The sequence below is a fragment of the Pontibacter brevis genome, assembly GCF_054779655.1.
The window spans coordinates 1-18205 of record NZ_BAAGXV010000081.1 but is presented as its reverse complement, the minus strand read 5'-3'; the positions used below and the strand labels follow the sequence as shown (position 1 = coordinate 18205).

General features: G+C 48.4%; 20 protein-coding genes and 1 tRNA gene. 16 read left to right on the top strand and 5 right to left on the bottom strand.

The features are described 5' to 3' along the window. The first annotated feature begins 60 nt into the window (after positions 1–60). The 4 genes from rsmA to ACYVB1_RS16855 all read left to right on the top strand — a co-directional run bounded on the left by rsmA (position 61) and on the right by ACYVB1_RS16855 (position 3097). Entirely contained in the window at positions 61–840 is a 780-nt protein-coding gene (gene rsmA, locus ACYVB1_RS16870; protein WP_460924966.1) for a 16S rRNA (adenine(1518)-N(6)/adenine(1519)-N(6))-dimethyltransferase RsmA, read from the top strand. A 121-nt stretch (positions 841–961) separates the two neighbouring features. After that, positions 962–1912, top strand: a complete 951-nt coding sequence (locus tag ACYVB1_RS16865; protein WP_460924965.1) for an NAD(P)-dependent oxidoreductase — start codon at positions 962–964, stop codon at positions 1910–1912. 309 nt (positions 1913–2221) lie between these two features. Beyond that, a complete protein-coding gene (gene greA, locus ACYVB1_RS16860) occupies positions 2222–2695 on the top strand; it encodes a transcription elongation factor GreA (RefSeq protein WP_460924964.1) in 474 nt (157 codons plus the stop codon). A 3-nt stretch (positions 2696–2698) separates the two neighbouring features. Continuing rightward, positions 2699–3097 carry an HIT family protein gene (locus tag ACYVB1_RS16855; RefSeq protein WP_460924963.1) on the top strand — a complete coding sequence of 133 codons (399 nt, stop codon included), beginning with the start codon at positions 2699–2701 and terminating at the stop codon, positions 3095–3097. Between the two features lie 193 nt (positions 3098–3290). On the opposite strand, the gene ACYVB1_RS16850 is transcribed toward ACYVB1_RS16855, so the two are convergent. The 4 genes from ACYVB1_RS16850 to ruvC form a co-directional block, all read right to left on the bottom strand. Next, the gene (locus tag ACYVB1_RS16850) at positions 3291–4313 is read right to left on the bottom strand and encodes an MlaD family protein (protein ID WP_460924962.1); all 1023 of its coding nucleotides are present in this window, start codon (positions 4311–4313) and stop codon (positions 3291–3293) included. Next, positions 4314–5093, bottom strand: coding sequence for an ABC transporter ATP-binding protein (locus ACYVB1_RS16845; protein WP_460924961.1), 780 nt, complete (start codon positions 5091–5093; stop codon positions 4314–4316). A 3-nt stretch (positions 5094–5096) separates the two neighbouring features. Beyond that, on the bottom strand, positions 5097–5915 hold the full coding sequence (locus tag ACYVB1_RS16840) for an MlaE family ABC transporter permease (protein ID WP_460924960.1): 819 nt from the start codon (positions 5913–5915) through the stop codon (positions 5097–5099). Positions 5916–6477: 562 nt separating this feature from the next. Further along, positions 6478–7050 (bottom strand): crossover junction endodeoxyribonuclease RuvC, encoded by a 573-nt coding sequence (gene ruvC, locus ACYVB1_RS16835; protein ID WP_460924959.1) that lies wholly within the window; start codon positions 7048–7050, stop codon positions 6478–6480. A gap of 25 nt (positions 7051–7075) precedes the next feature. On the opposite strand from ruvC, the gene ACYVB1_RS16830 reads away from it, so the two are divergent. From ACYVB1_RS16830 to ACYVB1_RS16790, 9 genes are all read left to right on the top strand, one after another. Next, the gene (locus tag ACYVB1_RS16830; protein WP_460924958.1) at positions 7076–8065 is read left to right on the top strand and encodes a lysylphosphatidylglycerol synthase domain-containing protein; all 990 of its coding nucleotides are present in this window, start codon (positions 7076–7078) and stop codon (positions 8063–8065) included. After that, positions 7978–9195: a glycosyltransferase gene (locus tag ACYVB1_RS16825; protein ID WP_460924957.1), complete on the top strand. Its 1218-nt coding sequence runs from the start codon at positions 7978–7980 to the stop codon at positions 9193–9195. Before ACYVB1_RS16830 ends, ACYVB1_RS16825 begins: the two co-directional genes overlap by 88 nt. Continuing rightward, positions 9192–9449, top strand: a complete 258-nt coding sequence (locus ACYVB1_RS16820) for a hypothetical protein (RefSeq protein WP_460924956.1) — start codon at positions 9192–9194, stop codon at positions 9447–9449. The genes ACYVB1_RS16825 and ACYVB1_RS16820 overlap by 4 nt, the downstream gene beginning before the upstream one ends. A 261-nt stretch (positions 9450–9710) precedes the next feature. After that, positions 9711–10934 (top strand): PP2C family protein-serine/threonine phosphatase, encoded by a 1224-nt coding sequence (locus ACYVB1_RS16815; protein WP_460924955.1) that lies wholly within the window; start codon positions 9711–9713, stop codon positions 10932–10934. 139 nt (positions 10935–11073) lie between these two features. After that, positions 11074–11664, top strand: a complete 591-nt coding sequence (locus ACYVB1_RS16810) for a polysaccharide deacetylase family protein (protein ID WP_460924954.1) — start codon at positions 11074–11076, stop codon at positions 11662–11664. Next, entirely contained in the window at positions 11661–12752 is a 1092-nt protein-coding gene (locus ACYVB1_RS16805) for a glycosyltransferase (protein ID WP_460924953.1), read from the top strand. Before ACYVB1_RS16810 ends, ACYVB1_RS16805 begins: the two co-directional genes overlap by 4 nt. A gap of 276 nt (positions 12753–13028) precedes the next feature. After that, positions 13029–13796, top strand: coding sequence for a TatD family hydrolase (locus tag ACYVB1_RS16800; RefSeq protein ID WP_460925004.1), 768 nt, complete (start codon positions 13029–13031; stop codon positions 13794–13796). 2 nt (positions 13797–13798) lie between these two features. Next, the gene (locus tag ACYVB1_RS16795) at positions 13799–14866 is read left to right on the top strand and encodes an asparaginase (protein WP_460924952.1); all 1068 of its coding nucleotides are present in this window, start codon (positions 13799–13801) and stop codon (positions 14864–14866) included. A 67-nt stretch (positions 14867–14933) separates the two neighbouring features. Beyond that, positions 14934–15021: transfer RNA gene (locus ACYVB1_RS16790), tRNA-Ser, on the top strand. Between the two features lie 196 nt (positions 15022–15217). Here the strand turns inward: ACYVB1_RS16790 and ACYVB1_RS16785 are convergent. Continuing rightward, a complete protein-coding gene (locus ACYVB1_RS16785) occupies positions 15218–15748 on the bottom strand; it encodes a CAP domain-containing protein (RefSeq protein WP_460924951.1) in 531 nt (176 codons plus the stop codon). A gap of 728 nt (positions 15749–16476) precedes the next feature. Between ACYVB1_RS16785 and ACYVB1_RS16780 the strand changes: the two genes are divergently transcribed. The 3 genes from ACYVB1_RS16780 (at position 16477) to ACYVB1_RS16770 (ending at position 17977) form a co-directional block, all read left to right on the top strand. Beyond that, on the top strand, positions 16477–16902 hold the full coding sequence (locus ACYVB1_RS16780) for an energy transducer TonB (RefSeq protein WP_460924950.1): 426 nt from the start codon (positions 16477–16479) through the stop codon (positions 16900–16902). 96 nt (positions 16903–16998) lie between these two features. Beyond that, the gene (locus ACYVB1_RS16775; RefSeq protein WP_460924949.1) at positions 16999–17220 is read left to right on the top strand and encodes a hypothetical protein; all 222 of its coding nucleotides are present in this window, start codon (positions 16999–17001) and stop codon (positions 17218–17220) included. 439 nt (positions 17221–17659) lie between these two features. After that, entirely contained in the window at positions 17660–17977 is a 318-nt protein-coding gene (locus tag ACYVB1_RS16770) for a peptidase associated/transthyretin-like domain-containing protein (protein ID WP_460924948.1), read from the top strand. Positions 17978–18205: the final 228 nt, after the last annotated feature.

Sequence of the window (18205 nt, the reverse complement as noted above, 5' to 3'; positions counted from 1 at the left end):
ATATAACGCATCTGAGCTGAAAAGTATACTCTTTGGCTCAAATCCTTAAAGAAATAGCACGTGAGCAAAGTAAGTCCAAAGAAGCACCTGGGCCAGCATTTCCTGGTAGACCAGAACATTGCGGTAAAGATAGTAGAGCAGCTGACACTGCCACAGGGGGTGAAAGATGTGCTGGAGATTGGCCCGGGCATGGGCGTGCTGACGCAGTACCTTCTGCAGCACCCGGAATACCGCACCACCGTGCTGGACATCGACCGCGAATCCATCGCCTACCTGCAGGAGCATTTTCCTGTTTTAGGTGACCGTATTATTTCTGCCGACTTTCTGAAGACGGACCTGAGCAGCCTGTTTCCTGATAAGTTTGCCATCATTGGTAATTTCCCTTACAACATTTCCAGCCAGATTTTCTTTAAGGTGCTGGAGCACCGCGATGCGGTGCCGGAGGTGGTGTGTATGATACAGAAGGAGGTGGCAGAGCGCCTGGCTTCGCCTCCGGGGTCCAAGGCTTACGGCATTCTGAGTGTGCTGCTGCAGGCCTTTTATACCATCGACTATAAGTTTACCGTGAGCGAGCATGTGTTCCACCCGCCGCCCAAAGTGAAGTCGGCCGTCATAAGCCTGGTACGCAATAAGGTGGAAAGGCTGGACTGTGATGAGGACCTGTTTAAGCAGGTGGTAAAATTGAGCTTCGGAACGCGCCGTAAAACCCTGCGTAACTCCCTGCGGAGCTTTAACCTGCCGCCTGAAGCAACGGCGCAGCCTGTTTTCGACAAGCGGGCAGAGCAACTGTCGGTAGCTGATTTTGTGGCCCTCACACAATTAATACAGGAGCATATTTAATATTATAGCAGGCAGAGATAACACGGAGCAAGTCGGGGAGGTGGAGGAAGCCATCCGGGCAAAAGGACAGTGCTCTGCAAGCACCTATAGCACGATACTAGCAAACAAATCCTTATACTGTATGGCTTCACCCGCTACACGAATTCTAATCATTGATGAGATGCACCCCAGTATTTTTCAACTGCTGGAAAGTATTGGCGCTGAGTCGGATTACCGGCCGGATATTAAACCAACTGAAGTGCGGGAAGCGCTGGCAGACTCCAATGGCTTGATCGTGCGGAGCAAAATGCGCATCAGTGCCGGGACATTAGAATTGGCTAAGCAGTTGAAGTTTGTGGCAAGGGCAGGAGCGGGCGTCGACAACATTGATGCGCAGGCACTGCAGGAGCGGGGAATAGCACTGATAGGCGCAAATGAAGGAAACCGGCAGGCAGTAGGGGAGTTTACCTTGGGTGTGCTCCTGTCGCTGGTGCGCAACATAACCCGTAGCGACAAACAGGTGCGGGAAAAGGTGTGGCTGCGGGAGGAGAACCGTGGTGAGGAGATAAGCGGTCAAACAGTAGGCATCATCGGCTACGGCAACATGGGGCAGAGCTTTGCCCGGGTGCTGAGTGGGTTTGGCTGCCGCATACTGGCTTACGACCGGTTTTCTCCTGAAAAAGTAGGTGCGCCTGTAGCCTGTGCGTCTCTGGAGGAGATACAGGCCGAGGCAGATATTGTGAGCATGCATATTCCTTACATACCAGAGAACCTTGGGTTAGCGAACGACGGCTTCTTTGTTGGGTTCCGTAAACCCATCTGGTTTCTGAATACCTCCCGCGGTGATGTGGTGGATCAGGCATCGCTGGTGCAGCACCTTAAATCAGGGAAAGTAAAAGGCGCAGCACTCGACGTGCTGGAAAACGAAAAGCTGAAGACGCTTACTGCAGCCCAGCAGGAGAACTTCAGTTACCTGGCATCTGCCGACAACGTTATCCTTACGCCCCATATCGCTGGCTGGACGCATGAATCCTATGTTAAAATCAACGAGGTGCTGGTAGAGAAGATCCAGGCAGTCCTTGTTGGTAGTTAATTGCTTGTGCTTTGATTGCTGGCTATTGGTAGTTCATTTGTGGCTTTGGGGTGAGCAACCAACATTTCACCCCCTCTTGCTACTTGTGTTCCAAATTTTGTATATTTGCTAAACAGGAAGCCTCAGGGAGTTGCCCATGGCTTTATTGTCGGATTAAAATAAAACGTATGCCATACGTTGTCGGCTGCATAGAGCCTATGCCAGCCGCCGCGCAGAATAGATAAAATAAATTATATATTTGGCAAAAAGAACGGTTATGCAGGCCATAACCGTTCTTTTTGTTTTTGTGTTTTAAACGTAAGAACTGATATGAGCAAGATTTCCTATTACACAGCAGAAGGTTTGCAGAAACTGAAAGACGAACTAGCTGAGCTCAAAACAAAAGGTCGTGCCGAGGTGGCACGCCAATTAGCTGAAGCACGCGACAAAGGTGACTTGAGCGAGAATGCAGAGTATGATGCAGCAAAGGATGCGCAGGGCCACCTGGAACTGAAGATTGCCAAGATGGAGGAGATTGTAGGCAATGCCCGCCTGATTGACGAGTCGAACCTGGATACGAGCAAAGCCCTTATCCTGTCGAAAGTGAAGCTCAAAAACCTGAAGAACAACATGGTAGTAGACTATACTTTGGTGGCAGAAGAAGAGGCAAACCTGGCGGCGGGCAAGATTTCTGTTAAATCGCCGATTGGCAAGGGCCTTTTAGGCAAGTCAGTAGGGGATGTGGCCGAAATAACAGTTCCTGCCGGTAAAATTCAGTTTGAGATCCTAGAAATAAGCCGATAAACCATGGAGACTTCGATATTTACAAAGATTGTGAACGGCGAGATTCCTGCTTATAAAATAGCAGAGGACGACCGCTATCTTGCCTTTTTAGATGTATTTCCGACCACAAAAGGCCACACGCTGGTAATACCGAAGCAACAGATTGACTACCTCTTTGACCTGGAGGATGACCTCTACCTGGGCCTGATGGCTTTTGCCAAAAAAGTGGCCGTGGCTGTTGAAAAGGCAGTTCCATGTAAGCGGATAGGCGTGGCCGTGGTTGGCCTGGAAGTGCCGCACGCCCATGTGCACCTTATCCCGCTTAACAGCATGCAGGACATGAACTTTGCCAATAAGCAGAAGTTCAGCAAAGAGGAGTTTGAAGAAACAGCAGAAAAGATCAAGGCTGCCTACCAAGGGTAGGTTCAGGAATAACAGGAGGAGCACCCGCTCTTGCTGTGTCTTTTAACTGGCAAAGACATTCCCTGGGTAAGCCGGATAAACGCCGCTGTTGTGTTTTCACCAACTGTATGAAAGGTTAGTCAGTACAGGTAATAATAAAGAGAAAGGGTTAGCGTATGACACGCTAACCCTTTCTCTTTTACTTTTTAATCTTTTACTGTTCCTGCGGCTGCTGTATTTGCTGCTGTTCCTGTTGTGCTTCCTGTTGCCTGACTTCTTCCTTAGCTCGTCTCCTGAAGAAGCCCCTGAACAGGATATTGCTTTGAAGCGCTTCCATGTTCTCGTCGAACTTCTCTGTGCTGGTCTCCAGGTTTTGCATGGTGCTTTTCAGGTTGCGGGCAAATTCCTCATCGCTCAGTAGTACACCCACCGCATTGCTTTCATTGTTCAGCCTGGTGCTGGTTTCGCGGAGGTTCTCTGCTAAGGCTGCAGCTGAGGTTGTTGCTTCTTCCAGTTGCGCCATCGACCTTCTTATCTGGGCATAAACAGCTGTATCTGTCAATACTTCGTCTGCCAGGCCACCGGGAGTGTTCAGCTTCGAAGTAAACCGCGACAGTTCCCTGGATGCGCCTACAGCGTTACGGGAAGTCTGCTGCAGGTTGTTCACCATGGCTTCGAAATCGTTGGCCATGGTAGAGTCTGTTAAAAGCTTCCCAATGGTACCCTGGCCCTGCACTATTCTGGAGGTAAGCAGCTTCAGGTCACCTGTAATGGCCACGAGGTTCTCATTGTTCTGCTGTAGCGTCTCCATGAGGTCGTCGGTGTTGAGTGGGTTTACAGCCGTAATGCGGTCACCATCCTCTACCGGGGGGGCTTCCTGGGTGCCGCCCTCTATTACAATGTTCTTGTTCCCGATAAAACTCTCAGAGCTGATCCTGGCAACAGCGTTTTTCCGGATATACTGCTGGGTGGCCTCTTCCACGTTTAAGGTAACCAGCACCTGGGACTCCCCAAATAATTTGATGCTTTTTACCGTGCCTATTTTCACACCTGAAAACCAGACGTTGTTACCTGTTTTCAGGCCGCCTACGTCATCGAAAACAGCATTAAGGGATATCGTGCTGATAAAGCGCTTTTGTTGACCAGCCAGTGTGAAAATCGCGGTCACCAGTATCACGATGCCCAGGAACACGAAAATGCCTACTATTATGGCGCGTTTATTGTCTGCAGTGCTCATTTATTCTGAAAAATTGTAATTGTAAAATGCTTGAACTCGCTCATCATCCGTAGCGAAAACTTCTTCAAAGGTACCTTCCCGTTTAAACTCACCATCCAGCAGCATCACCAGGCGGTCACCGACAGCCCGGGCACAGGTAAGGTCGTGCGTTATGATGATGGAGGAGGTATTAAACCGCCTTTGCACTTCATTTATAAGGTTGTTGATTTCTATACAAGTTATGGGGTCGAGACCGGCGGTAGGCTCATCATACAGCATGATATCAGGGCGCAGGATAAGGGTGCGGGCAATGCCAATGCGCTTGCGCTGGCCACCGGAAAGCTCTGAGGGCATCTGGTTAATGGCCTTTCTTAAGCCCACAGCATCCAGCACCACATCAATGAGTTTGTCACGCTCAGCCGCAGTCATGTCTTTGGCATGCCGCACCAGCGGGAACTCCAGGTTCTCTTTCACGGTCATACTGTCGTAGAGGGCGCTGTTCTGGAAAGAGAAGCCAATCTTCAGGCGCAGCTTGTCCATTTCTTTGGGCGTGATGCAGCAGACGTCCTGCCCCAGCACATTTACCTCCCCGGCATCCGCACGCAGCAAGCCCGAGATGATCTTTATCAGGACAGACTTACCTGTTCCAGAGCGTCCCAGCACGACGAGGTTTTCACCTTTGTACAGGTCCATGTCCACTCCTCTAAGAATCACATTATCATCAAAGGCTTTTTCAAGCCCTCTTATATAGATAACTTTTTTACTCCTGTCGATATTCGGATTTAGTTGCTTCTCTATCATGTTCTACATCCCCCGAATAGTGTTAATAACCTGCATTACTAAAAGTTCTTCGATAAAGAGCAGGAACATAGCTGTTACCACAGATGTGTTCGCAGCCTTTCCTACACCTTCTGTACCCTTAGAAGAATAAAACCCTTTGTAGCAACCCACCATGCCGATGGTATAGCCGAACAGCACCGACTTCACAGACGAAGCAATGATGTCTAGAAAAGTGATGGCGTCAAATACCTGGTTAAAGAAAGTGATGATGGTGGTCTGCTCGTTCTGGTGCACGTTCAGGTAACCACCCAGCAGTGAGACCAGCGTGGTATACATGGTAAGGGCCGGAATCATAAAAGTGGTGGCCAGCACACGGCTTACTACCAGGAACTTGAAAGGGTTGGTAGCCGACACTTCCATGGCGTCAATCTGTTCGGTTACCCGCATTGAGCCCAGTTCAGCCCCTATGCTGGAGCCAACCCTTCCGGCTGCAATAATTGCCGTTACCAGAGGGCCAATGGCCCTGATGATGGCTACTGAGATAAGGGCTGGCAGCAGGGACGTGGCACCGAAGTCCTGGAGAGAGGGCCTTGACTGGTTTGTGAATACAATACCGATAATGAAGCCGGTAATGGAGATAAGGGGCAGCGAACGTACTCCTACTTCATAACACTGCTTGATGATCTCTTTAAACTCATAAGGCGGGAAAAACAACTCCCTGAAAAACCGGACATTGAATGCAAAAACCCGGTGCAGTTCCAGGAATATACGGTCCACTCTTCTGGAAATAAGGTAGCGGCGCGTTCGGGTGCTGGTGTTTGTATTCTTATTGCTTTGATCCATTTAGCTGTTTGGTAAAACCGGTTTACCAGCTCTTTACTGATACCGTTAAAAAGGGGTAATCTTCCAAAAGACCTACCTCCACATACGGCGTGAGCGAAGTGCGGGGTTTGAAAGATACCAGCTGATTAAGAAATAGCGTAAAAGTAATAGAAATTTATATATGGCTGAAATGATAGAAAGAAAAGCCTGCAAGGTATTGGCTAAGGTTTTACATCTATGAAACCTAACGTATGCATTGCCTTGATGTTACCTTCCGCAGCCGGTAAAGGGACATTTAATGTCAAAACTTCTTTTGGTGGAGGTAGCCGGAGTTAAGGGCGGCCCAGGCTGCTTCCGAAGGAGCTGTGGCCATCAGTCAAAGCATGAAGTTGCCTGTAGAAAGCAGGGGGTAGGAGAGGGGAGGAGTGAGAAACTTTACTCAGATCAGGGCAGAGGCCATGTTTCAGGTATGCCTGAAATAACTGTTTCGCTACTGCTTCTCTATAAAGCGGACAGCGGAAGAGTGTCTGTCTTTCAATTGCTCCTGTAACAACAAAAATGGTTTCTTTTGATTCTCTGGAGGTTATTTGCTGGCCAAGCGTTCCGGGTTGTCCAGGAGGAAGGATTTCCAGGATTTGCCGCCCTGCTTGGCATTGTTTCCTTTCTGGTAATGGTGGCAAAGGGCCACCCCCAGGGCATCGGTGGCATCTAGGAGCTTAGGGGCATCCTGGATCTTCAGGATTTGCATCAGCATGCTGGCCACCTGTTCTTTGGAGGCATTGCCATTTCCTGTGATGGATTGCTTGATTTTTTTCGGGGCATACTCCACATACGGGATGTCGCGGGAGAGGGCAGCGGCAATGGCAACTCCCTGTGCACGACCCAACTTCAGCATGCTCTGTACGTTTGTGCCATAGAAAGGCGACTCGATGGCCAGCTCGTCGGGGAGGTACTCGTCGATGAGCTGTATCACGCGGTCGAATATTTTCTTTAACTTGATGGCGTGGTTACTGTAGCTCTTTAAATGGATAACACCGTACTGCACTACCTGTACCTTTGAGCCCGTCACCTCAATGAGGCCATAGCCCATTACCTGTGTGCCGGGGTCAATACCAAGAATGAATTTATTAGGGGGTAGTGCAGAAGAGTAAGCCATAGGTCTGCAAAATTAAGACATTATCTTGAACATCAATCGCAATAAAAAATTCCTTTTGCTAACCGGTAAGGCGTTGGTCGTGCTGCTCACGTTCTACCTGCTTTACTATACCATCTTCACAGCTCCGGACACGCTCCTCACCTGGAGCAGTATACTGCAGCACGCGCTGCAGAGCCCACGCCGTTTCCTGGTCGTGCTGGCAGCGGTTCTCATTCCTGTTAACTGGGGGTTTGAAGCAAAAAAGTGGCAACTGCTGGGGCAGAAGATAGAGCACTTGTCCTTCAGGCAGGCTTACCGCGCGGTGATGGTGGGCCTTACCCTGGGCTTTGTAACCCCGAACCGCCTTGGTGATTATGCAGGCCGTGTGCTGGCGCTCAAGAGCGAGGAGCGTCTCAGAGCCGTTGGGGCTATTTTTATTGGCCGTTTCTGCCAGTTGGTGGCAACCATTCTGGCCGGTTCATTTGGCCTGGTGTACTTCATTTTCCGCTTTTACCTGGCGCAGTATCCTGCTGTTTCCATGAGCGTTATGGTCCTGCTGCTGGGGCTGAATGTGGCCAGTTTGCTCCTGCTGTATAACGCAGGCGCCATGGTGGCAGTGGTAGGAGGCATCCGGCCACTGCGGAAGTTCGTGTCGTATCTTTCCGTTATGTCGGCTTATACCTCTCCGGAGATGACGAGGGTGCTGCTGCTCTCGTTGGGGCGCTACTTCGTGTTCCTTATCCAGTTTGTGCTGCTGCTGCTGCTGTTTGGGGTACAGCTGCGCCCGATCGAGTACATCAGTGGCGTGTCGGGCACCTTCTTTCTGAAGTCCATAGTGCCATCTGTCTCCCTACTCTCAGACCTGGGCGTGCGGGAGCTGTCGGCTATGTACCTGTTTGGTTTGTTGGGGCAGGTGCGCCTGCAGGTGTTGAGTGCCAGCCTGAGCTTATGGCTGTTGAACATCGCGGTGCCAAGTGCGGTGGGCCTGGTGTTTGTGCTGCACCTCCGGTTAACCAGGAAGGGAGTGGCAGCATGACCTGGTGGCTTTCTTTTGCCTTGCTGGCCTATGCCTGGATTATCCTGCGCCGCTGGGATGCCTGGCAGGACTTACCTGTCTCTGACGCACCTGCCCGGTATATCCCGGACGTCAGGCTCAGCGTCATTATTCCGGTACGGAACGAGGCGAAGAATATTCTTTTACTGCTGCAGGACCTGGAGGCGCAGCAGTACCCCAGGGATCTACTCGAAGTGCTGGTGGTGGATGATCATTCTGATGATAATACAGTTGAACTTGTAGATGAATACAAGCTGGGTTCCACAATGAGAATCAGGCTGCTGCAGCTGAAAGATTACCCGGCCATGCAGCTGAAAAAAGCAGGGGTGCAGAAAGGGGTGGAACTGGCACAGGGAGAGTTGCTGGTGCTAACCGACGGCGACTGCCGGGTAGGGCCGGAGTGGTTGCGGCAGTATGCATACGTATACCGGATGCAGCAGCCGTACTTTATCAGTGGCCCTGTCAGCTTTCATCAGACTGACACAGTTTTTGAGAAGATGCAGCTGGTAGAGTTTTCCAGCCTGATTGGGATTGGCGGAGCCTCCATCGGAGTAGGAGAGCCCAACATGTGCAACGGAGCCAACCTGGCTTATCGCAAAGATATATTCGACAGCGTGGCAGGCTTTGCCGGCAATGAAGGAATTGCCAGCGGCGACGATGAGTTCCTGCTGCACAAGGTGCATGAGCAGTATCCGGGCAGGGTAGCTTTTTTAAAAAACCCTAAAGCGATAGTCTATACTACAGCCTGTAAAACCCTGATTTCCTTTGTGTATCAGCGGGTACGGTGGGCCAGCAAGTGGAAGTCGTACCAGAGCCTTCCGGTGCAACTGATTGCCGTGGTTGTTTTCCTGGTTAATTTCCTGCTGTTCTTAGCGATACCCCTCGTGATAGCCGACAGCCTCTCTGTATGGGTATTTGCAGGGGCTTACGTTGCCAAATTTGCTGTTGATTTCTTATTTTTAAAACGCGTTCTCGGTTTTTTTGGCAAAAAAAGGTATCTGTGGTATATGCTGCCGCTGCAGTTTGTGTACGTGCCCTACGTGGTGTTTACCGGTACCTGTGGTTTGCTGGGCCGCTACCGCTGGAAAGGAAGAATAATCCGAAACTCATGAGTGATAACGAATTCGACGTACTGGACGAACTGTACTTTGTAGTCTCTTTCCCTGATTTAAGAAGCACCCTCTCCCTCACAGATGAGGAGCTTTGTGCTGCCCTGCAGTCGCTGATAAGGCGGGGGTATGTCAAGATCCTTTATCCTGACCAGGACACCGAGCATGAGTATGACGAGGCAACTTTTGGGCAGCATTGCCACGACTACTACTACCTGGCAACCAAAGCCGGTTTAGTAGCGCATAATTCCCTCTGAGCCATTACGCCTGGCAGGTTTTTAGCGAGGGGTTTGCACAGGTTTTGTCAGGGGCAATGTGATGTAGTGGGTCATGCGTGCGAAAAAACTATCTTTTTGGAACCGGCATAAGAAGGACTGAAGGTTTTTAGGTGTTTGCTGCCGGGGATAATCTTTTTTTAGTAGTTTTACCGGGTATATGTATCTGCAAAGGGGCTAAAGCTTACAATTTCTACAGCCAGGGCTTTCGGGATAGGTGCAATTCAATAATCACGAGTTCAAATGCCTGATATCACTACACCGAACACACAGCAGGAACTGAATCTGAAGAAGTTGGAGCTTTCGGCCCTTCTTGAAATCACGCAAGCTATCAACGATAACCTGCCGGAGCCGGCTTTGTATAAGATTTACCGGTTTACGCTGCTGGCTCAGTTGCAGATCAGCCGCCTGGTGCTTTTTGTGCACGATGAACAATGGGAGTGCAAGGTGTGTTTCGGTACAGAACAGGATTTCACAAAGCAGCCCCTGCCGGATGCCATCATGAACATCAAGGAGATTTCAAAGACCTCCAAGCTGCAGGTGGACAAGAAGTGGCGCACCTTCGATATCGTGATTCCGATACTTCACAACAGCAAAGTGCTGGCCTTTGTCATGATTGGCAAAATTCAGCCTTATTACCACAACTTAGGTGCCCTGGGCTTTGTGCAGACGGTGAGTAACATCATGCTGGTAGCCATCGAGAACCATAAGATGGCACGGCAGCGGCTGGCACAGGAGTCCATCAGAAGGGAGATAGAGATTGCCCGTGAAGTACAGACGATGCTGTTTCCGAAGTCGCTGCCAAACGATGCGGATGTAGCCATCCATGCCAGTTATATCCCGCATTCTTCGATCGGGGGCGATTACTACGATTTCATTGAAATAGATCAGGACCAGTTCCTGTTTTGTGTGGCCGATGTTTCCGGTAAAGGCGTACCTGCCTCCCTGCTGATGTCAAATTTCCAGGCCGGCCTGCGCACCATTCTGCGGCAGACGTCGGACCTGAACACGGTGGTGGCAGAACTGAATAACCTGATTTACCGCAACGCGATTGCGGAGAAGTTTATTACCTGTTTCCTGGCACTTTACAACCGTCAGACACGCGAACTCAGCTATGTGAATGCCGGCCATAACTCACCCATTCTGCTGTACGAGAACAACACGCACCTGCTCCTGAACGAGGGCTGTACCATGCTGGGGGTGTTCGATGTGCTGCCGTTTATGTCGGTTGCCAAAGTAACAGTACCTAAAAACGCAGTTCTGCTCTGCTACACCGATGGCCTGACAGAGGTGTTTGACGAGGACGAGGCCGAGTTTGGTATTGAGGGCACCATTGAGTTCCTGAAGCGCAACCGTTTCCTCAGTTCCAAAATGTTGCACCTGCAACTGCTCCGCGAGATAAACCTCTACAACGAAGAAGTCAGCTTCAACGACGATATCACGCTGCTTTCGTGCCGTTTTAAGTAAAGTACATTGCTGATTGTTTATTGTTAAAAGACAAAAGTGTTAACCACTGCCGTTTTACAAAGAGCAAACAATCAACAACTAACAACCAACAGTCAAATTGATCCGCCTTTATAAAACGCCTGCACTTCTTAAAAAGCTGATGCCCGGCTATACCTGGCACCGGGCGGGGCAGGATAAAAAGCTGTACCTTACCTTTGATGATGGTCCTATTCCGGAGGTAACACCCTGGGTGTTGGAGCAACTGGAAAAGTACGGGGCAAAAGCCACGTTCTTTTGTGTGGGCGAGAACCTTGTTAAGTACCCGGAGGTGGCAAAGCAGGCGCTGGCACAGGGGCACCTCCTGGCCAACCATACCTACCATCACCTCAAGGGCTGGAAAACACCTTTCGAGGACTACCTGCAAGACACAGCGAAATGCCAGCAGGTGCTGGAGCAGCTACAGCCGGGGCAGCGTGTAAAGCTTTTCAGGCCACCCTATGGCCGCATCACCAGTGCACAGGCAGCAGTTCTCCGGGAGGACTACGAGTTGATTATGTGGGATATGCTCACAAATGATTATGACGCTGCCCTTTCCCCGGAAAAATGCCTGAAGATGGCGATGAAGCATACCCAAAGCGGCAGCATCATCGTATTTCACGACAGCCTGAAAGCCCAACGCAGCATGATGTATGCCCTGCCGCGCTTCCTGGAGCACTTCTCGCGGTTGGGTTATACCTTCGACACTTTATGATTGTATCTGTAATCTACTTTATACTTTACTTTCTGCTTTTCCTGGGGCTGCTGAGCCTCCTTCTTTTTAACCGCAAGCACTATATCCTAAAGGCCACGCACCAGCCACACGTCAGCATCCTGATTGCTGCCCGAAACGAAGAACATACTATCCTGCGCTGCCTGCATGCCATTGCCGCGCTCGATTATCCTGCCGAAAAGGTAGAAGTGCTCATCGGAGACGATGCCTCCACGGATGCCACCCGGGCCGTGGTAGAGCAGTTTATCAAAGACAGGCCCGGCTATCGCTGCATTTCCATCACACAAAGCACAGGAAGCACAAAGGGCAAAGCAAATGTGCTGGCGCAACTGACCCGCTATGCTACTTCAGGCTTTTTCTTTTATACTGATGCCGACATAGCCGTGCCACCACAATGGGTGCGGGCTATGCTCTCGGAGGTAAAGGAAGACACAGGTGTGGTGACAGGCATTACCTCTGTTGAAGGGGAGAGCTTCTGGGCCCGCTTACAGGCCATGGACTGGTTGTACGCACTGGGGCTGATGCAGGTAGTCTCTGATTTGAAGCTACCGGTGTCTACCATGGGAAACAACATGCTGCTGCGCCGTCAGGCCTATGAGAGCGTGGGGGGCTTTGAGGGAATTAAGTTCTCTGTTACCGAGGACGTGGCCATTTTTAATGCCATCATAAAAAAAGGCTGGGGCTTCCGGAACATTTATGATAAAAGGGTTTTAGCGCTTTCCACACCCGCCAACCGCTTTATCGATTACCTGCATCAGCGCAAACGCTGGATGCGGGGCTCTATGCACCTGCCGCTTTACATGGCAGTTATTTTTATTCTGCACTCTGCTTACTATCCGGTGCTGCTGCCTTTTTTCGCCCACACCTCAGTGGGGGTAGCGCTGGCCATCTTTGTTTTTAAACTGCTGCTGCAAAGCCTTTACGTGCATGTCTGCCTGCGTAGGGTGGGGCAGTCGGCGCCCTGGTGGTTTTATGTTGCTTTTGAGTTTTACCTCGTGGTGACGTCCGTCATTCTCATCATCTATTTCTTCCTGCCGCTGCGCATTTCCTGGAAAGGAAGAAAATTTTAGTTTTTTGAAAAATGGCAAATTCGAAATTTGTTTAGAGCATGTTGTGCTTTAAATACCTACGTAGTGGTACGTATGGGAATTTGGCAGAAGAAGCAGCATTTTGTTGTATAGGGTGACCTGTAGGATAGGTGCGGCTTAAGGTAGAAATGAGGGGAATGATAGTATTTATCAGGTTGGTACATTAAATTTAAGCTTTGTTCAAGGAGCCAAATGTACGCCTCATCCGTAGGTGTGACCTTTGCTTTTGAAGATTCACTTAAAATTACCGAGGTACCCATGCAATTGATTGACTCACACGCACACATCTACTCAGAAAAGTTCGACGAAGACAGAGCCGATGCAATGGAAAGGGCACAGGAGGAGGGAGTAACCCGCATCTATATGCCCAACATAGACCATACTTCTATTGATGCGATGCTGGAGGCAGAGGAGAAATATCCGCAGCACTGCATTCCGATGATGGGGCTGCACCCGACTTCTGTGAACAAAGACTTTGAGCGGGAACTGTACCTGGTGGAGGATTGGCTGGAGAAACGGAAATTTGCAGCGGTAGGCGAATGTGGTATAGACCTGTACTGGGATAAAACCTTTCTGCTCCAGCAACAGGAGGCGCTGAAGGTGCAGGTGGCGCTGGCCAAAAAACACCAGTTGCCCATTGTGTTGCATACCCGCGACTCTTTTAACGAAACATACGAGATTATATCGGCAGCACAGGACGGTACCCTTCGCGGTGTTTTCCATTGCTTTACAGGCACCCTGGAGGAGGCAGAGAAGGTAAAGGAGCTGGGCTTTCTGATGGGGATAGGTGGAGTGGCAACTTTTAAAAATGGTGGACTGGACAAAGTACTGCCGCACGTGTCGCTAGACGATTTGGTGCTGGAAACAGACTGCCCTTACCTGGCACCCACACCGCACCGGGGCAAGCGCAATGAGCCTGTTTACCTGCCTTTGGTGGCCCGGCGTGTCGCCGAACTGGTGCAGAAGCCAGTGGAGGAGGTAGTTGAGAAAACGACTTCCAATGCGCTGAAATTATTTAAGTTGTAGCCATGAAGATTGTAAGAGTTAACATAGGCACTTCCACTCCCCAGGACCCTGAAGCTTCCATCATGATCATCTATACAGGTGGAACCATTGGTATGGTATTCGACGAGGAGCACAAGCACCTGGTGCCTTTTAACTTCAGCCAGATTCTGCAGAAAGTGCCGGAGTTAAGGCAGTTCAATTACCTGCTGTCTGTGGTGAGCATCGAGCCCGCCATCGATTCATCTAACGTGAACCTGGGCGACTGGATGATGATGGCCCGACTGGTAGAGGAGAACTATAACGATTACGACGGCTTTGTGATTCTGCATGGCACTGATACCATGGCCTACAGTGCCTCTGCCCTGAGCTATATGCTGGAGAACTTACAGAAGCCTGTCATTTTTACCGGTGCGCAGGTGCCCATTGGCCGCGTGCGCACCGATGCCCGCGAGAACCTGATAACAGCCCTGCAGATTGCTGCCACCAAGGATGACGGGGGAGGAGCGGTGCCGGAGGTATGCATTTACTTCCATAACCTGCTGTTGCGGGGCAACCGGGCTAAGAAAGTGGAAAGCACCCAGTTCAGTGCCTTTAAATCCGAAAACCACCCTATCCTGGCCAAAGCCGGTGTGAACATCGATTATTACCGGACAGCCATTCGCCCCCAGACAAACAAGCCATTTAAAGCCCACTATAACTTAGATTACCGCGTGGCGATACTAAAGCTGTTTCCCGGCATTACACCTCAGGTGGTTAAAAGCATTTTAACTACTCCTGAGCTACGTGGTGTGGTGCTGGAGACTTTTGGTGCCGGCAATGCTCCAACATCAGCCTGGCTGCTGGATTTATTGAAAAAAGCTATTGACCGGGGCATTCTTATCATGAATGTTTCGCAGTGTGATGAAGGGCGCGTAGACCAGGGGCATTACGAAACCAGCAGGTACCTGCTGGAGATGGGGGTAGTTGGGGGAGCCGATATTACGACAGAGGCCGCCATTACGAAATTAATGTTTGTGCTGGGGCAGGACCTGACGCCCGCCAAAACGATAGACCTGCTGATGCAGGACCTGCGTGGAGAAATAACTTTATAGTTGAAAAATTGGCTGCACATTCCATTTGCAAAGTTGCTTTTAAATGCTGTATCTTTGCATTACAAACAGAGAGGTGTCCGAGTGGTTGAAGGAGCACGCCTGGAAAGTGTGTATACCTCAAAAGGGTATCGCGGGTTCGAATCCCGCTCTCTCTGCATAGTAAAAGCCTCAAATAGCTAATAATCAGCAATTTGAGGCTTTTTCTTTTAGGTTTAGTCAAATTTTAATCAAAAGTGTGACGATTATCGTCAAAGCGTTTTTTTCATCAGATAGTGTTGAGTATATCTAATCTGTGTGCTAAACTCTTGTAAATAGAAGGAATGATGTTTGAATGGAAAGGCTGTTGCATAGCTATATCATATCCAGCACTAAGCATTCATCCCACTTAGTATGCAAGTAAAACCCAAGTCCAGCCTTTGAGTACCCTGGGTTGAAGCAAATCCTTCTGTGACCTAATGATGGCACTCCATGGTCTATCAGTAGCTGTAGCACCACATCTTTCCCATTGTCCATACCGTAAGAGCAGCACTCTGCATAATTCACCTTCTGACACCTATCCCGATGGTGTCCTGTCTTACCCAACATACCTGATTCTTTGGCAAAGCACTTTGCAGCCTCTGTCAAAACTTTGTCTGGCATAAGTGCCTCCATCGCTTGCATGGAGTTCATTTCTTTTATCAGTGACTGCTTATAAGGAGAGCGTTTAAGGTAGGCTCCGTATTTATGGGTACCCATGTATTCAACTACCTCCAGCTTAACAAACTTCTGTGGGTAGAGCCGAGCCAGGTTCAGGTAGAAGAGAGTCTCTTTCTCCACATCATTCAGATAGTCTGCATCTCTACCAGTATTAGCGGCTGCTAACTCTTCCGCTGACCATTTCATGGTTTCTGTTTCGGATTGTTGGTGAAGGTATGGAAGTATCAACAGGAAGATGAAGTGGAGGTATTGCTGCATTCTTAGGTTTGAAGGGTTGATGTTGATAGAATAGTTGGAGAAGCCTTGTTCTACATGCTTGTATAAATATATTAATAATTTTTAATATTTAAAAGTCTTGGGTGCTGAGTTATAATTCTACTCCATTTGCTTTTTGCTGCTCTTTTGCACTCATTATATAGGTAAGAAACTTAAACCAACGTCTTATGACATTACTGATTCCCAATGTAGGTGCTACAGATGTTGCTCTGAATAGTCTGTAGCCGTAGTTATTCGGATATATTCGGATACTTACGGATAGCCTGTACTGGGAGAATTGGACTGAAGTTGTTCTGTATCTACTGTCACTGGTGGGTTTTTGTCGTTGATTTGCTCCTGGAACAGAGGTGCATGGGGTATGAGCAGGAGGTAAAAGAGATGCTTTCCTGAAAAGGCGACAATTCAACAGTAAGAATTTTGTGTATTAGGGCTAAAATAAAGCGAAAGAGGAGGTGTATTCCAGAAGATTTACTATATTGATTAAGAAAGATATTATGTCGGAAGCACATAAAACGGCCGCTGAATCTGCAAAACTGATGAAAAAGCAGGCTATTGTACTTCCGCACATAGTGCAGATAAACGGAATAGACTTCCGTTTATACCATAGTTGGTGGTAAGTGTAATTAACTAATTCTGAAATGAGACTGAATGGCATGTATAAATTTTTAGTAGCAACTATATGCTTGGTAAGGTTGAGCTTAGAAGTGACTGTTGCTCAACCTTCAGTCATTTCTGATACTATTGTGTATTCCGTTGTAGATACTTACCCAATTTTTGTCACTAATGAAAAAGAGTATAAAATTGGCGAAATACAAAGATTTGTCAGTAAGCATTTAAAGTGGCCAGTCCCAAGCTTAGACTGTAATGGGAGCGTGATGATTTCATTGATAGTTGAAAAGGACGGCACAGTAAGCAACAGAAAATATCTGAAAACTCTCTGCCCAAAGTTCGATGAAGAAGCAATGAGAGTAATAAATTTAATGAACGAGTGGAAACCTGGGAGACTGAATGGTGATGCGGTAAGGACAGTAGTTGTTCTGCCAGTACGGTTTAAACTCCATTAAAGAATACCTTCCACCAACACTGCACATGCTTTAGTTTCGGCTACGCCTCTCCATAGCATGTACTAACCGTTAGGGTAAAATTAAATTAAAGAAGAAATGGAGTTTTTACTTTTCGATATTTTACAATCTGGAATTGGAAGGCTATACCTGCTATTAAGATACAGGAGAAAAGAACTCATTTCTAAAGTACTGGAAGAAAAATATGAAGGAAGCTATAGTAACGCAGGAAAGCTATTATCATTAAATTTCTTTGCTGTACTCTTTGGACTTTTGCTTTTTGGCTTTATGATTTCTTTCCTCATTGGCTTGTTTAAATGAGCAGGTAAAAAATCAGCAGTTGCAGAAGTAATGAATTAACGTACAATACTTTTAGAATTAAGATTTGACGTGCGGTCAGTACAGAATTAAAAAGGAAATTGCCGCAGGACGTGCAAAAGGAATTGACGTACAGACCATGCAGGAATAAAAAAGAATTTTCCGCAGACCGTGCAGAAGTAGTAAAGTCGTAGAATGCGTGGAAAAATTGCTTTGCAGCACCCACCACAGTCTTAGCTCAAAATTCCAGCTTTCGTGCCAGCTGTAACAGGATAATGGGAACGGCAGTCGGAATTTCAGCAGCAGGAACTTTGTGCAACGGAAGAAAAAGTGGTAGCCTGAACAGTAGAAAATCAAACCCTAACCCAGCACTGCCCAAACTCTCGCTGCGCTTCGAGCTCAGGCAGTACAAACCGTTGAGCATCATTTGTAATTATAGAATTTGAAAAGAACTGCACTTATACTTGGTCTACTCTTCCTTTTAAGCTCATGTGACTGTGTTCAAGAAGTTTATGGAACTGTACTTGACGAAGAGACGCTTGAACCGCTCGATAGCGTGTATGTGTACAAACAAAATGACGAGAATGACTTCGGCTATACTGACCCGCAAGGTCATTTTGAAGTAGGAAGTATTAGTGGTGGGTTCTTTGGGTGTCCTCCAATGACTGTAGCATTAAAGAAAGAAGGCTATGAAATAGAATCGGCTGAAATTGAAGTCAGCTCACACGCTAAAATCTTCATGCGTAAGATAAAGAAATAGAAAAACGATTGCTCAACACAATGCTTAAGAAACCTCGCTGACGCTTCGGCATCTTAAGCACGCGGCCGTCAGACTGTCTAATAACTTCCTGTCTTTTGCAACTTTCGTCCTGGTAAGTAGCTAAACACTAGAGGCTATCTCAAAAATGGGAATCCCAGCTTGAGTTAATATGTTGGTTTCTCATGGAGTTGACAAACGAGCAATGGGAAAGGGTAAAAGACCTTGTGC